The sequence below is a fragment of the Neobacillus niacini genome (assembly GCF_019749295.1).
In the GTDB taxonomy this organism is placed as follows: Bacteria; Bacillota; Bacilli; order Bacillales; family Cytobacillaceae; genus Neobacillus; species Neobacillus niacini_D.
Genome location: NZ_JACWFG010000001.1, coordinates 165,233 through 181,348, shown reverse-complemented (window position 1 = coordinate 181,348; position 16,116 = coordinate 165,233). Strand labels below are relative to the sequence as shown.

14 protein-coding genes are annotated in these 16,116 nt (G+C 38.0%); 13 read left to right on the top strand and 1 reads right to left on the bottom strand.

What is annotated here, in order from left to right:
* Positions 1-37: 37 nt before the first annotated feature.
* Entirely contained in the window at positions 38-181 is a 144-nt protein-coding gene (locus H0184_RS00835) for a TetR-like C-terminal domain-containing protein (protein ID WP_260631365.1), read from the bottom strand.
* Between the two features lie 158 nt (positions 182-339).
* Here H0184_RS00835 and H0184_RS00830 point away from each other — a divergent pair, with 158 nt between their 5' ends.
* The 13 genes from H0184_RS00830 (at position 340) to H0184_RS00770 (ending at position 16,115) form a co-directional block, all read left to right on the top strand.
* A complete protein-coding gene (locus H0184_RS00830; RefSeq protein WP_221819872.1) occupies positions 340-2,307 on the top strand; it encodes an acetate--CoA ligase in 1,968 nt (655 codons plus the stop codon).
* A gap of 336 nt (positions 2,308-2,643) precedes the next feature.
* Positions 2,644-3,879, top strand: coding sequence for a multidrug effflux MFS transporter (locus tag H0184_RS00825; protein ID WP_221819871.1), 1,236 nt, complete (start codon positions 2,644-2,646; stop codon positions 3,877-3,879).
* A gap of 549 nt (positions 3,880-4,428) precedes the next feature.
* Positions 4,429-5,319 carry a DMT family transporter gene (locus H0184_RS00820; RefSeq protein WP_221819870.1) on the top strand — a complete coding sequence of 297 codons (891 nt, stop codon included), beginning with the start codon at positions 4,429-4,431 and terminating at the stop codon, positions 5,317-5,319.
* A 224-nt stretch (positions 5,320-5,543) separates the two neighbouring features.
* Positions 5,544-6,572, top strand: coding sequence for a LacI family DNA-binding transcriptional regulator (locus tag H0184_RS00815; RefSeq protein ID WP_221819869.1), 1,029 nt, complete (start codon positions 5,544-5,546; stop codon positions 6,570-6,572).
* 71 nt (positions 6,573-6,643) lie between these two features.
* Entirely contained in the window at positions 6,644-7,579 is a 936-nt protein-coding gene (locus H0184_RS00810) for a dihydrodipicolinate synthase family protein (protein WP_221819868.1), read from the top strand.
* 44 nt (positions 7,580-7,623) lie between these two features.
* A complete protein-coding gene (locus H0184_RS00805; RefSeq protein ID WP_221819866.1) occupies positions 7,624-8,691 on the top strand; it encodes a sialidase family protein in 1,068 nt (355 codons plus the stop codon).
* A gap of 23 nt (positions 8,692-8,714) precedes the next feature.
* On the top strand, positions 8,715-9,740 hold the full coding sequence (locus H0184_RS00800) for a Gfo/Idh/MocA family protein (RefSeq protein WP_221819863.1): 1,026 nt from the start codon (positions 8,715-8,717) through the stop codon (positions 9,738-9,740).
* Positions 9,741-9,835: 95 nt separating this feature from the next.
* The gene (locus tag H0184_RS00795) at positions 9,836-10,612 is read left to right on the top strand and encodes a phytanoyl-CoA dioxygenase family protein (protein WP_221819861.1); all 777 of its coding nucleotides are present in this window, start codon (positions 9,836-9,838) and stop codon (positions 10,610-10,612) included.
* Between the two features lie 272 nt (positions 10,613-10,884).
* Positions 10,885-12,204, top strand: coding sequence for an ABC transporter substrate-binding protein (locus tag H0184_RS00790; protein ID WP_221819859.1), 1,320 nt, complete (start codon positions 10,885-10,887; stop codon positions 12,202-12,204).
* A gap of 90 nt (positions 12,205-12,294) precedes the next feature.
* A complete protein-coding gene (locus H0184_RS00785) occupies positions 12,295-13,161 on the top strand; it encodes a carbohydrate ABC transporter permease (RefSeq protein ID WP_221819857.1) in 867 nt (288 codons plus the stop codon).
* A complete protein-coding gene (locus H0184_RS00780) occupies positions 13,158-14,063 on the top strand; it encodes a carbohydrate ABC transporter permease (RefSeq protein ID WP_260631364.1) in 906 nt (301 codons plus the stop codon). The genes H0184_RS00785 and H0184_RS00780 overlap by 4 nt, the downstream gene beginning before the upstream one ends.
* A 205-nt stretch (positions 14,064-14,268) precedes the next feature.
* Complete coding sequence (locus H0184_RS00775) at positions 14,269-15,099, top strand: sugar phosphate isomerase/epimerase family protein (protein WP_221819855.1); 831 nt, start codon at positions 14,269-14,271, stop codon at positions 15,097-15,099.
* Positions 15,093-16,115, top strand: a complete 1,023-nt coding sequence (locus tag H0184_RS00770; protein WP_221819853.1) for a Gfo/Idh/MocA family protein — start codon at positions 15,093-15,095, stop codon at positions 16,113-16,115. Before H0184_RS00775 ends, H0184_RS00770 begins: the two co-directional genes overlap by 7 nt.
* Position 16,116: the final 1 nt, after the last annotated feature.

The window sequence follows — 16,116 nt, the reverse complement described above, 5'->3', positions numbered from 1 at the left end:
CTTTGGATGTACTACACCCAAGGGAAACTGTTTGGAATTAATGCTGCCGATGGTTAGCATTAATAATTTTTAATAGTTGGTCTGCCATGTAACTGGAGCTGTATTTGAAGCCTCCTTTAATCCATTCCACGATCATACCAAATAAAGCATACGAATAAAAAATGCCCTTAAGTTCAGCCAAAAGGCTTATTTTTCCATATTTAAAATCATATATTATTGAAGATTCAGAATATTTGTGTTAATATCTTTTTGCGGGTTATCGATGTCCCACAATTTTTTTTATCTAAAAAATTAAAACGCTTTCATATTTTCTATTATTCTTAATATAGGGGGATTTATATGGATGTAAGTGGCATTTTAAAGGTAGTTGCAGAAAGTAAGCTCGTATATCCAAGTGAAGAGAAACAGTCTAACACTTCAATTGGCAGCAGCAAAGCGTTTCAAGAACTTCTTCAAACATCACAGCAAGATCCTGAAGGTTTTTGGGACGAGGTTGCGAAAGAACTCGTTTGGTACGAGCCTTGGCAAAAAACAATAAGCGGAAGTCTTCCTGATTTTCGTTTTTTTGAAGGTGGCATTAGCAACCCTTGTGTAAACTTACTTGACACTCATGTCGAAAACGGTGCTGGAAATCGAAGTGCCCTTATTTGGGAAGGCGAAAATGGGGACACGAAGTTTTATACATATAATATGCTGTTGGCTGAAGTGAATCGCTTTTCAAATGTGCTGCGTTCCTTTGGTGTAAAAAAAGGAGACTGTGTGGCCATTTTTCTCCCGAATTTGGCAGAGGCAATCATTGCTGTGCTCGCCTGCTTTCGAATTGGGGCTATATACAATACTGTGTTTTCAGGATACTCCGAAAAGTCTCTGAAGGATCGTCTTGTTAGCTTTGAGCCAAAGATCATTGTTACGACCGACGCTACGACAAGACGTGGAAACAAAATTTACTTAAAGGAAAAAGTGGATAGAGTGATTCCAGATATTCCGTCGATTGAAGCGGTTATTGTTGTAAATCGCTTAAACACAGAAATCAATATGAAAGAAGGACGTGATTTCTGGTGGGAGGAACTGACGAGAAAAGCAAGTATCCATTGTGAACCTGAGAAGTTAGAGGCTAATGAATATGGAATCGTGTTCTATACAAGCGGTACAACAGGAAAGCCAAAGGGTGTCGTTCATTCAGGAATGGCCTTTGTGGTTCAAAACTACATTTATAGCAAATATCATATGGATCATCATGACGATGATGTTTTCTGGTGTACGGCGGATATTGGCTGGTTGACGATGCATATTTGGGGCATTGCAGGTGCATTAGCCAATGGAGTTACCACGGTCGTTTATGAAGGAGCGATTGACTATCCGGCAAAAGATAGATTTTATCAGGTAATTGAGAAATACCGTGTCAATAAATTGTTTACCGCCCCAACGGCATTACGGATGTTAAAGAGTTTAGGTGATAAAGCAGTAGATCAATATGATTTATCCTGCCTGAATGTCATTTCCCTTGTGGGTGAACCGTTTGACCCTGAATCATGGCAATGGACGTATGAAGTATTAGGAAAGAAAAAGATTTGTGTCAATAATACATGGGGACAGACGGAAACAGCTGGTTGCCCAATTGCAGGTGCAGCGTGGTTAACCCCAATGAAGCCTGGATCAGCTGGAATGCAATTTTTAGGAGCAGATATTGCAGTAGTGGATGAAGAGGGGAACCCAGTTAAACCGGGTACGTTAGGAAATTTAATTATTAGAAAACCATTCCCAATGCTTTGCCGTACGCTTTGGAAGGAACCAGAGCGCTATATTTCCTCTTATTTTAGCCAGATAGAAGGAAGCTATTTTGCCAGTGATTTGGCACTGATTGATGAAGATGGCTATGTGTGGGTGGTTGGCCGCTCTGATGATGCTTTCAATGTGGCCGGTCATCGTTTGAGCACAATGGAAATCGAGAGTGCAGTGCTTGAATGTGAAGGAGTTGCGGAAGCCGCTGTAATTGGTGTTCCAGATGAAATTAAAGGCGAGGTACCGCTCGTATTTGTTCGGGTAAATGACCTTAATCAAGGATCAAATGAGTTAAAGGAAAAAATAAATGAAAGAATTATAGAGGTAATCGGAAAAATCGCACTGCCAAAAAATATCATTTTCACAGAATCACTGCCAAAAACAGTTAGTGGGAAAATCATGCGGCGCCTTTTAAAGGAAATTTTCGTTTCTGGAAAGGTTTCAGGTGACATTACAGGGCTTGAAGACCCAACAACAGTAGCGCAAATTCAATGTATTATCAATGAAAAGTCTACAGTGAAGTAAGGTTTAGAATTAAAAATAGATATAGGGGAGTAATAGGAAGATACCATTCCTGTTGCTCTTTTTTTTATGAGTTTTGGTTATCATCGTTATGATGACTATTTCCAGGGCAGGATTCATGCTGCTCTTTTGCTTCATTATTTACATACGATTCTATTTCCCATAAAAGTACTTTTAATTTCCGCAAAAAAATATTTCGCTTGACGAAGCAATTTGTTCTGTGCTATTTTTGTATGCATGTTGGTTCTCAAACCAGTTATTAACAAATCATTTTTTTAAATGATAGTTAACTATTTTAATATAAAAATAACATTGGTTTTATTGAAAGGAGAGGAATAGTTGAATACTTTAACAAGCACGAAACGATTACAACTAGCTTTATTACTAGGGTCACTTGGACTTTTAGGTCCTTTTACGATTGATACGTACTTGCCATCATTTCCTACGATTGTGAAAGACTATGATACAACTGCATCTCTCGTTCAAGTTAGTTTAACGACTTGCCTGCTCGGATTAGGACTGGGTCAATTAGTGATTGGGCCGATGAGTGATGTGCAAGGACGCCGGAAACCACTTAGGACTTTCCTCTTTTTGTATTTGATCGCTTCTGTAATTTGTGCATTTGCACCCAATATTTACACGTTTATTGGTGCCCGTTTCATACAAGGCTTTGCGGCAGCAGGCGGTCTCGTTATTTCTAGAGCGATTGTTCGTGATCTCTACAGCGGTAGAGAACTGACTAAGTTTTTCTCTTTATTGATGTTAGTCGGAAATCTTGGACCAATCGTGGCACCGATTGCCGGAGCCATCATACTGGCGTTTACAGACTGGTCAGGAGTTTTTCTAGTTTTATCGTGTATAGGAATCATATTAGTTTTACTTGTTTCATGGAAACTAGAGGAAACCTTACCTGAAGAAAAACGTGTTTCAAGTAATTTCTCCCAGATTGTTAAAAATTTTGGTTCTTTGTTTAGAGATAGAGAGTTTACAGGGTATGCTCTTACTCAGGGATTAATCGTTGCTGGGATCTTTGCTTATGTTTCAGGTATTCCGTTTGTTTATCAAAACATTTACGGTGTTTCGCCTCAAGTATTCAGTCTATTATTTGGAGTGAATGGTGTTGCGCTGATTATTGGAAGTCAATTAGTTGGAAGATTAGCAGATATCATATCTGAAACGACTTTCTTAAAAATCGGGTTATTTACGGCTAACATAGCGGGTGCTGTGTTACTAGCAGCTCTTTTATTAAAGGCTCCGCTTCTTGCAGTGGCGATACCTATTTTCTTTTTTATTGCTTCATTAGCGGTCATTTCTTCAACTTCGTTCACTTTAGCTATGGAGAAACAAGGCCATATCGCAGGAAGTGCCTCTGCGCTTTTAGGTCTTTTGCCATTTGTTTTGGGGTCTTTAACATCTCCGCTTGTTGGAATAGCAGGAGAGTATTCAGCCATTCCAATGGGGGTTATTATGTTGGCAACTAGCTTTATCGCTTTATTGATTTATTTTGGAGTGGTACGAAAAGCCTTCAAAGTTCAGTCTAGCAGAAAGCTTAAGGGGAATTATCAAATAAAGTGATAGAGAAAACGCCTGACATTGTCAGGCGTTTTAACATCCTATAACCAATGTTCCTGTCTCCGTAATGGAAATGGCAGGAGAGGGTGGAGCATGGGGGATGGCGCTGCTAGCTTCATATATGATCATGTACACTTGGAAGGATATTTAAGCAAGAAAGTATTTGCAGAAAAAGTAAGTCTGTCTATAGCCCCGAATCCAAAGGTTTGAGCAATTTATGAAGTGAAGAGTCATCCCATTCAGGGAAGACTTTTCTTGTATAAAATTGGTGGCGTACAAAATAAACATTAAGAATTCTTGTTTAAAGTTTTGGAATATTAAATTATTTTAAATATTCAGTACTTTTTGTTTACTTCTAAAGAAATTCAGATAAAATAAAATCATCTTAACTTTGGGCTTGACTACAAAATTAAGTGGTTGAACTGAAAGTCAATAATTATAGTTTATGTAAATAGCATAATGTAAGGGGGGTTAAGCGAGTTAACTTTGATACTGTTTTTTAATAAAAATCTATATGTTTTAACTAAAATTTAAAAAAGGAAGAAATAAAATATGGGAATTCTTTTACTCCTACTTTGCACTTTGATGTGGAGCTTTGTCAGTATACTTGTGAAAGCAACTAGTTTCTCTGTAGATAGTTATACTATTACGTTTTTTCGCTTTTTTTTAGGTGTAATTTTCTTGTTTGTGTTTATTTGGATGAGTAAGAGGAAACTGAAAATCTATTGGAAATCTAAATGGATATGGTATGGAGCACTTGGGAAGATTTTGAACTATCTACTTGAAAACTATGGTGTATCAATTGGGTATGCTTATGAACAAATCCTAGTGACGCCTTTTATGACAATTTTTATGTTACTTTTTTCAGTTTTTTATTTTAAGGAAAAAGCAACATTTATCTCATGGATATCGGTAACATTGTGTTTAATTGGGGTAATATTAATTAGTTGGAATGGTTTACCAATTCAGGATTTGATGCAGTTTGACTTTTATTTGACTTTCATATTTGCATTGTCGGCTATAGGTGCCAGTATCCATTTTATGTCTCAGAAAATCCTAGTTGAAAGGATGGATGCAGGCGACATGAATTTATCAATCTTTTTATATTGCAGTTTGATAACCACCATCCCGCTCCCATCCCATGCTAAATGGACAGGCGATTTCAACGAAATAACGGTATTAGCATTAATTGCTTTAGGATTAATTACTGGAATTAGCTTTTTAATCTATGCTAAAGCATTGAAAAATGTTTCGTTTTTAATGGCCGCAATTCTTGGCAATTCCAGTGTTATATTCACTATCTTATGGTCATGGTTAATTTTTAAAGAACCAATAACAAAATATGTCCTTGAAGGGTCAGTTTTATTTTTAATAGGCATGAGTTTATTAAGTTTACCTAGTTCAAAAGTTTTGAAACCCAAAAAAGTCATCAAAGCTAGTTAGGAAGAGGGACAACCTTCGTTTAAATCTTTTATTTAAATAGATTACGTATTTATTTATATTTTATTAGATTAAATGGCGTTAAAACAAGAGAATTAATTTTAAATTTTATAGATTGAATTTTCTAATAATTTTTTGGATTATCATTGACAAAACTTTATCTGATAATATACAATTTGCTTAAACGTTTAACTAAAACGTTTAAGCTATTTAAGTAGGGTGATAATTTGGCTAGTATTAAAGAGATTGCAAGCATTGCAGGAGTTTCCATCGGTACAGCTTCTTTCGTACTTAACGGAAAAGCTGATCAGATGCGAATTTCAAAGTCTACACAGGAAAAAGTGTTAAGAATAGCGAAGGAATTAGGCTATACTCCTAATATTTCTGCTAGGCGTCTTCGCAGCGGTGGAGAAAAAGTTCTCCCGGTTATTGCAATGCTATGGACCAAAAATGCTCGTGCCTCTCTCATTAGTCGTTTCTTGGAAGGGATCCAAGATAAATCCTCCTTGATAGATCAAAAGAGGGAATTTGAACTCCTGATCCAACCATACGAAAATGGACATTTAGATAAATTAAACAGTTTAAAAACGGGGACTCATTTTAATGGTGCAATTATAGCTGGAGCTACGGAAGCAGATTTGAATTATTTAGAATCCAATGATGTAAATGTCCCGATTGTTATATATCAAAGAAAATCGACAAAATTTAGTACTGTTTCTGTTGATAGCTTTGCATCAGGAGCAAAAGTAGCAGATGTTTTTATGAAAAAGGGTCATAAGAAAGTAGGGATGATAATCCCGAAATTATCCAATCAAGCAATTTCCCTTAGAAAAGAAGGTTTTGTAAGTCGTGTTATCTATCATTCATTGGAACTTTCTCAAAGTAATGTTTTAACTTGCAGCTTTTCAGAAGAGGGAGGCTATCAATGTGTAAAGCAATGGCTGGCAGACAAAGGTGAATTACCAACTGCGATTTTTTCATTGAGTGATGAATTAGCAGTTGGGGCATTGACTGCTTTTCATGAATCAGGAATACGAATTCCCGAGGATATTGAAATGATCGGTCATGATAATAATGATATTACAAAATTCACCATTCCTTCTCTATCAACTGTTCATTTACCAGTGGAAGAAATGGCAGCCCAATGTATGACGACCTTACTTAATCTTATAGAAAAACAGGCTAGTGAACCAGTACATTCAAAGTTCGCATCCTCGATTGTTTTTCGAAATAGTTGTCCCCCCCCTCATAATTAGATGTATTGAGGGAGTTCGTACAATGCTTAAACGTTATAGCATTATTTATTACTAGGAAGGAGGATGTTTGGATGGTCTTTTCTTTGAAAGATGGTGTCTGGCCAACGATGCTTACGTTATTTTCAGAGGATAATCAAATTGATTATACTGCTATGGAACGTCTAATTGAATGGTACCGTTCAAATGGTGTAGCCGGACTGTTTGCTGTCTGTCAGTCGAGTGAAATGTTCTATCTTTCTCTTGAAGAAAGAGTCGAATTGGCTAGATTTGTAAAACAAAAAGCCGGCAGTGAAATGCAGGTTATTGCATCAGGACACATCTCCAACTCGATCGAGGACCAAATACTAGAAATAAAACAGATAGCAGATACAGGGATTGACGCGTTTGTATTGCTCAGTAATCGACTAGCTGCTGCTGACGAGTTTGAGGAAATTGTTATGAAGAATGTGAAAATCATTTTGAATGAAATTCCATCCGTAAATTTTGGTATTTACGAGTGTCCCTATCCCTATAAGCGCTTACTTTCGCCAGACTTACTTAAATGGCTGGCAGAGACAGGGAGGTTCTTCTTTTTAAAGGATACCTCATGTGATCTTCATTCAATTAAAAAAAGATTACATGCAGTAAGTGGAACAAACTTAAAAATATTTAATGCTAATTCAGCCACTCTTTTAGAATCATGCACGCTTGGAGTAAGCGGTTTCAGTGGTGTGATGGCCAATTTCCATCCTAACATTTATACATGGTTAATTAACAACTGGCAAGATTGTCCTGAAGCGGCATTAAAGGTTCAGGCCTTTCTTGGAATGGCCGCCATGTATGAACTACAACAATATCCTGTTAACGCGAAGTATTACTTACAACTTGAGGGTGTCAATGATTCGCTCTCTTGCCGTTCAAAGAATCAATTAGAATTCAAAGACCTTCAGAAAATAGAGTTAGAACAACTAAGAATCATGACCCATAAGTTTAGCGAAATTATTAAATCAGAAGCATTAATAATCTAATTAGTTAAATACAAGAGCTGCAATTCCCAGGGGGAAAATAAATAATGGTAAAAGTAAAAAGTATGCAAATAAGGAGAATGCAGAAGGAACTATTAATCAAAGAAAATACAAACTACTTTCAAAGTTGTCATGCCTCCACTGTTGTGAAGCTATCCAATGATGATTTACTAGTAGCTTTCTTTGCCGGTACAAAAGAAGGAACTGGGGATACGGCTATTTGGTTATCACGCAAAACAAAGAATGGATGGGAGGAGCCTAAAAGGGTTGTTTTTGGGGTTGGCATTCCTCATTGGAACCCAAGTTTATTTTATCAAAATAATAAAATTTGGTTATTTTATAAGACAGGTTTTGATGTTCATTCATGGATTACTAGATATGTAACGAGTGAGGATAATGCTGAAACCTGGTCGGTATCCAAGGAGTTAGTCCCTTTAGACCCTAGTCCCCGAGGGCCTGTAAAAAACAAAGTAATCTTATTATCAAATGGCGCATGGTTAGCACCCGGTTCTGTTGAAGAGAAAAGAAGTTGGGATGCTTTTACAGACTACTCTTCTAATCAGGGACTTACTTGGAAAAAGAGTGACCTAGTCAAGTTTAACCACCAACTCGGAACCCCATTAGAAGAACGAAATTTATGGGAAGGCCTAGTAGGGAATGCACTATGGGAAAATGATTTGTCCAAGGTTTCTAATTGGGATGGTATCATTCAGCCTAGCTTATGGGAATCACAGGAAGGTCTTGTTCATATGATGTGCCGTAGCACAAGAGGTTACATATATCGTAGTGACTCTATTGACTTTGGAAAGACTTGGTGTGAGTCCTATCCCACTTCCTTACCAAACAATAATAGTGGGATTGATGTTGTAAAGATGGAAAATGGAATTCTTGCACTCGTCTATAACCCTGTCTCAGGTAATTGGTCAGCCCGCACTCCGCTAACTATTTCATTCTCTGAAGACAACGGAATCACGTGGACGGATCACTATCATCTCGAAACTGAAAGTGGAGAGTTTTCCTATCCTGCCATTATTACTGAAGGGAATGAACTATTTATTACTTACACCGTGAATCGTAATAATATCGCATTTTCTCATCTGAAGGTATCAAATTAAAAATAGATAAGGAGAATCCTATAATGCTCAAAGTTGCAGTAGTAGGAGTCAATAATATAGGGAAAATTCATTGTCAAACTTACAGCGAGAACCCCGATGCCAAACTTGTTGCTGTATGTGATTTAGTTGGGGAAAGAGCAGAAGATATGGCTAGAAGGTACGGTACAAAATTCTATACAGATATGAAAACAATGCTTGAAAATGAAGAAATTGATATTGTTAGCATTGCTACGGCTGGTGAAGAGAATGGTGGCCATCATTACTTACCGACAATCATGGCGATTGAGGCGGGGAAGGATGTTCTTGTCGAAAAGCCAATTTCTAATAATATTGAAGAAGCTAGAGAAATGGTCCGATTTGCTGCGGAAAAAAATGTCCGCTTGGCATGTAATCTGAACCATAGTTCTGTTCCCGCAGCTTATAAAGGGAAAGAACTAATTGAAAAAGGTGAATTAGGGAATCTCTTATTCTTAAATATGAAACTTGCGATTCAAAATGTGAAAGAAGCCACCCCGTGGTTCCATCTTCGTGCCCTCCATCCTCATTCGATAGATGTCTTGCAATATTTTGGAGGGGAAATAAGACGAGTACAAGCTTTTATGACAAAAGCACCTGGACGCACAAGTTGGTCAACGGCATCCATTAATCTTGAATTTGCTTCTGGAGCAGTAGGGCATTTAACAGGAAGTTATGATGCTTCAAGACTGCATCCGATTGAATATTGTGAGGTAGCAGGAGATAAGGGCAGATTTGTGATTGATAATGTTTATGAGAACCTTACTTTTTATCCTCATCACAGTGATGAGCTTTTAGTCCAGCGAAATTCTATTATTACCGGAGTAGGGAATTTTAACCAAACTTTTAAGAATAGGCTTGATTGCTTCATTAGAGAGGTAAAAGAAGGGATAGCGCCTCACCAAATCCAAGCATCTGGTGCCCATGCATTAGCATGCCAAGAAGTGATTGAGGCAGCCATTCGTTCTCAGATGGAAAATGGAGAAGTAACTGATGTAACAAAGGTAACGATGGAAGCGGTTAATAAAATTTAATTTTATTATAGTAGAAAAGTGAATTGAAGGGTGGTGAAAAGGGAGGAAGACAGCCTGATTGCATGTACGATATTACGCAGGAAGGAGGGTATAAAATGGATAGGATGATGACTACGGATCAAATTGATTTTTATAGGACCAATGGCTTTATTCAGATTGATGATATTCTGAGTATAGAGGAACTTGATGAATTAAGGCAGTATGTGGATGAATCTATGAAAGAACACAATCTTAGAGCTCTTGATTCTCCCGATCGGGGTTCTTATTACCGAGTTTTGAATCAAAAGGTTAATAGTTGGCAAAATCATGCTGGTATGGCGAAGTATAGCTTTCACCCTCTTTTTTGTCATATTGCCCTGCAACTAACCGGAGCAAGTGGAATGCGCTTCTTCCATGACCATATCCTATTTAAGATGCCTGGAGATTCCAAGCCAACTCCCTGGCACCAAGACTTTCCCTATTGGCCAATGAATGAGCCAGGGGCATTGTCAGTCTGGATTGCCCTAGATGACGTGAACGAACAAAACGGCTGTATGATGTTTGTTCCTAAATCACACAAAGCAGGTAAGTTTAAACCTATCAATTTAGCAGAGCCAGAAGATATTTTTCAATATACTAAAAACATAGAGTTAGATAAAAATACGCCAGTTATTTGCCGGATGAAAGCAGGAAGCTGCACCTTTCATGATGGATTAACCTTTCACTATGCACATGCCAATCACACAAACAAACCAAGAAGAGTTTTAGCTATTATCTATTATCCTGAAAACACAACTTACAACGGCAAAAAACATATGGTAACCGATGGGATAGAATTGACAGTGAATGAACCTATTCAGGGTAAATTGTTTCCATTGTTAGCAAAAAAGTAGAATTTTCCACCTAGAAGTTTAATCAGTTTAATTTCCTAATTCAGAATATTTTAAATTTTGTATTGTTTTAAAAGAATATTATCTTTATAATAATATTTAATTCAAATACAAACAAAGGAAAAATAATTATAAAGATGTTGTTTTGTTTCTCTATATTTTTGTTTCTATTGTTTTGTAAGCGTATGCACCCTGAGGTCTATTACATAACTTTCAAGTAACATGTAATTTTCTAGTTTTATAAGTAAAAGTAAAAATACTAGGGGGGATTGTGAATGAACAAGTTCAAATCAAAAATTGTAAAGGTTTTAGCCACTTCTGTTGTACTTTCTACTCTTTTAGCTGGCTGCGGTGGTCAAGATAAAGCGTCTAGTGGTTCCAACAGTAAGAATGAACAGGTAACGCTTACAATGTTGATAGGTGATACTATTAATACGCCTGGTTTCCAAGAAGTCGTTAAAAATATTGAACAGGATTTGAATATTAAAACTGAGATAGAGATTCGTCCCGGAGGTCCTGAAGGTGAAAATATTGTAAAAACTAGACTGGCAACAGGCGATATGGCTGATCTAAGTGTATTTAATTCTGGGTCACTTCTAAAAACGCTTAACCCAGAACAAAACTTTGTTGATCTGACAAACGAACCATTTATGAAGAATATATTTGATACATTTAAGGAGACTGTTACCGACAATGGAAAAGTATTCGGTGCACCAGTCAGTTCCAGCCAGGTTGGCGGATGGCTATATAATAAAAGAGTTTATGAGGAATTAGGCCTCTCGGTACCAAAAACTTGGGATGAATTAATGGCGAACAATGCAAAAATTAAGGCTGCAGGTAAAACAGCTGTTATTGGATCCTACAATACCAACTGGACAGCTCAGTTAATTATTCTAGCAGACTACTATAATGTCCACGCACAAGAACCAAATTTCGCTAAGGACTATACTGCTGGTAAAGCGAAATACGCAAAGACTCCTGCTGCACTTAGAGGATTCGAGAAACTGGAAGATATCAATAAGAAGGGGTACATGAATAAAGACTTCAACACTACTACTTATGATCAAGCAATGAAATTGCTCGCAGATGGTGATGGGGTACATTACCCAATGTTAACTCAAGTTCTCCCGGTCATTGCTGACAAGTATCCAGATAAAATCAATGATATCGGTGTGTTCCCTCAGCCTAGTGATTCAGCAGATGTGAATGGTTTTACTGTTTGGCTGCCTAATACCATCTTAATTAACAAGAAGACTGAAAAACTGGAAGCAGCAAAAAAATGGGTTGAATATTACGTTTCAGAAAAAGGAATTGCTGCTTATTCTTCTAAATCAAAGGCTATTGGTCCAAACGTAATTAACGGTATTAAAGTTGCAGATGATGCTTATCCGGCTGTAAAAGAAATGATGCCTTACTTTGATAGCGGCAATGTTGCTCCTGCACTTGAATTCTTAACACCGGTAAAAGGTGCCAACCTTCCACAGATTTCCACAGAAGTTGGCGGCGGAATAACAAAAGCATTAAAGGGTGCTCAAATGTATGACAAAGACGTTGAGAAGCAAGCGGTCCAGTTAGGACTTCCTGGCTGGAAATAAATTGGGTTCTGAAGTAAATCTTTCGTAGTTAGAAAAGAACCCTGTAGTGATTTACAGGGTTCATTTTCTAACAGTTAAGGAGTGAATAGGATGTCTAATGTCAACAAACATATGTATTCATACTTTTTTATCATACCGGCCGCAATCATTTATACGGTATTTTTCTTAGCACCAACTGTGATGTCATTTTTCTTCAGTTTAACAAGATGGACGCTAATTGATTGGGAATTCATCGGTCTTGAAAATTTCAAGCAATTCTTCTCTGAACCATCTTTAATGATTGGTTTTAAAAATACTCTATTCTACGCTTTTTCAACAATGTCCCTGAAAGTGATTATAGGACTACTGTTGGCAGTATTCCTCTGTTCGAAAATCAGAAATAAAAACCTCCTTAGGTCTGTTGTTTTCTTCCCTGCTCTTCTAAGTACCATTGCAGTTGGGGTTGTGTTCAATGCTATGATGAATCCCACTATTGGAATCATCAATAAAGGACTAGCTTTAATCGGCATCACTGGACCTGATTGGCTGGGAGACGCTAACATTGCTCTTTTTTCCGTAGTCCTGGTGGATGTCTGGAAAGGGGTTGGAATTGCAACGGTGATTTTCATTGCGGGTATCATGGCAATACCTGCCGAGTATTACGAGGCGCACAAGATTGATGGAGGAAATTCCTTTCAAGAGTTCTTACATATTACCTTGCCGCTTTCACGCCCGGCCTTGAACACCGTAATCATTCTGGCACTTATAGGCGGTATGCGTACTTTTGATCTAGTATGGGCGATGACTGGCGGTGGTCCAGGATTCTCTACTGACTTACTTGCTTCTATTATTTATAAGCAATATGCTGGCGGGTTTTATGGACTAGCGACAGCAGGCAATGTTCTTTTATTCCTTTTCGTAGGACTAATTGCATTTCCAATCTTCAAATTACTTAACCGGAAAGAGGTGGATCTATGAGTATTGAAATCAAACAAGAGAGAACAGCTATGCTTCAATCATATGATCGGGAAATTCAAAGTAGTGTAAAGAAGAAAAAGGACCTTAAATTACTTTCAATTGAATCATTCTCTATTCTAGTCGCTCTCGTCCTTTTTGGTATCCCTTTTTATTTCGTAATTATTAACTCATTTAAAGATGTGACTGAAGCTGCCAATATGAGTCTTGCCTGGCCAAGCAGCTTTCACATCCTTGAGAACTATAAACAGGTAGTTACAGCAAATAATGGAATGGTCCTTAGGGCCTTTTTCAACAGTACTCTAATCACCCTTTTATCGATTATTACAATGATTCTCGTATGCTCTATGGCTGCTTTTGTTTTGCAAAGAAGACAGGGGAGGGGCTCCAAATTTCTAAATTCAATGGTCCTTGTGGGATTGATGATTCCTCCGGCAATTGTTCCAACAATTTGGGTACTGCAATCAATCGGGTTGTTTAAAACTTTGCCAGGAATTGTCCTGCTTGAGTCTGCGCTTCATTTTTCTTTCGCCTGCATGCTTTATAAGGCCTTTATGGCCACGATTCCGCGCGAGATTGATGAAGCAGCTCTTATGGATGGCTGCAGCTCGTTCAAATTGTATTTTAAGATTATCCTTCCACTTCTAAAGCCTGTTACATCAACGATTATTGTTCTATCATCAATTAATATCTATAACGATTTTGAAAATATGTTGTACTTCTTCCCTGGTGCCGAAAATGCAACTGTCCAGTTGACACTTTACAATTTCAAGGGAATGTTCGGTACATCCTGGAACTTACTTTTTGCTGATGTTTTACTAATCTCAATTCCACCACTAATCTTGTTTATTTTCTTTAATAAGAAAATCGTAGCCGGTATGACAGCAGGTGCAGTTAAAGGGTAAATGAGACTGACACTTTTTAGTTTTTCGTCCATATCGACCATGTGGATGGCGAAATACACCAAGAATAATAGTTAGAATTGTTTTAATATTTAAATAAGTAAAGTGCAGAAGGGAGTCAGTTAATAATCTGTTTAATGTAAACGATTTCTTATCCTGTTGTTTTAGTTAACTCTAGTATTTAATTCAAATTTAGGAGGAGATTTAGATGAAATTAGGCGTTAATACCGTATTATTCGGTGGATATGATTTGAAGACAGCTGTTGAATATATCAAGTACAGTGGATATAAAGGTTTAGAGCTTGCCTCTATTGTGGGAATGGCCGAGCACTTGAGCGATACAGCAACTGATGCTGAGTTAAAAGATATCTATAGACTTATTGAAGAAGCTGGATTGGATCTGTATTGTGTTGAGGCCGCTACTGACATATTAGTCCCAGAAAATCGCGAGCGGACAAAAAGAGTGTTTGAAAGAGCTGCAAAGCTAGGAATCCCAATGGTTACCGTAGGAAGTTCGGGCGAGTCCGATAATGAAGAAAAAACAGTTGCCTCCATCAAGGCGGTTGAGGAATTGGCCCAAGCAGCCGGAGATTGCGGTATTCGTTTTGCCTTAAAGCTTCACTATGGACACAGTATTTACAATACCAAAACTGCTCTTCGCCTCATGGAAGAGGTGAAACATCCAGCTCTTGGATTAAACTTTGATGCCACACACGTTGGCCGGGTTGGTGATGATCCAGTAGCGTGCATCGAGGCGCTTAAGGAGCATATTATTCATGTTCATATTCGCGATACGTTTATTGAACAATTAAAAATTGCCGCTCCAGAGTTTCAAATTGCAGGCAGAGGGACAACACCGCTGAAGCAAGTTGTTAATAAGATGGTCGAAATCGGCTATGAAGGAGCCACAGTTCTTGAAATCATCGGCGCGAAAAACCTTGAGCTGCCAAAAGTAGTTGCGATTGCTGCAGAAAGTCACGGCTATTTAAGCAGACTTTTCCAAGAAGCTAATGAAAAGAGGGGGAATCTAGTATGCTAAAAGTAGCTGTCGTTGGGGTTGGGAATATTGGGAAAATCCATTGCCGTTATTATAGTCAGAATCCAGATGTAAAGCTAGTAGCGGTGTGTGACCTTATTGAAGAACGTGCTTTAGCTATGGAGGAGCTTCATGGCGCTAAGGCCTATACCGATTTGAAAACAATGCTTCAAAGTGAAGAGATTGATATTGTCTCCATTGCTACAGCAGGTGAAGAAAATGGGGGTGACCACTTTGCACCAGCCGTCATTGCGATTGAAGCTGGTAAAGATGTGCTAGTTGAAAAACCAATTTCTAATAATATCGAGGAAGCTAGAGAACTAGTTCGTTTAGCTGCTGAGAAAAATGTCCGTTTGGTTTCTAACTTGAACCACCGCTTTGTTCCTGCCGCATATAAGGGGAAGGAATTGATCTCAAAGGGCGATTTAGGAACATTATTATTCTTAAATATGAAGCTTACAATCCAAAATCCGAAGGAAACAAGCCCATGGTTCCACCTGCGTGCCCTGCATCCACATTCTGTTGACGTTATGCGCTATTTTGCAGGCGATATCAAACGTGTTCAAGCATTTATGACAAAAGCGCCAGGACGTAGTATTTGGTCAACTGCTTCTATTAATCTGGAATTTGAATCTGGGGCTGTTGGTCATTTGACAGGAAGTTATGACATGGCCGGACGTCATCCTATTGAATACTGTGAAGTGGCTGGAAATAAAGGAAGATTTGTTATCGACAATGTCTATGAAAACTTTACCTTCTATCCGCATCAAAGCGATGAACTGCTTGTTCTTCGCAACTCTATCATGACGGGAGTTGGCAGCTTCAATGAGACGTTTAAGAATCGTCTTGATCATTTTGTAATGCAAGTGAAGGAAGGGGTTGCACCTTCTCAAATGGAAGCTTCAGGTGCGGATGCTCTTGCAGGTCAGGAAGTTATTGAAGCAGCCATCCGCTCACAGCTTGAGAATGGCGCCGTTATTGAAGTGCCAAAAGTAAAAAAGGAAATTTTACAAGCTTAAA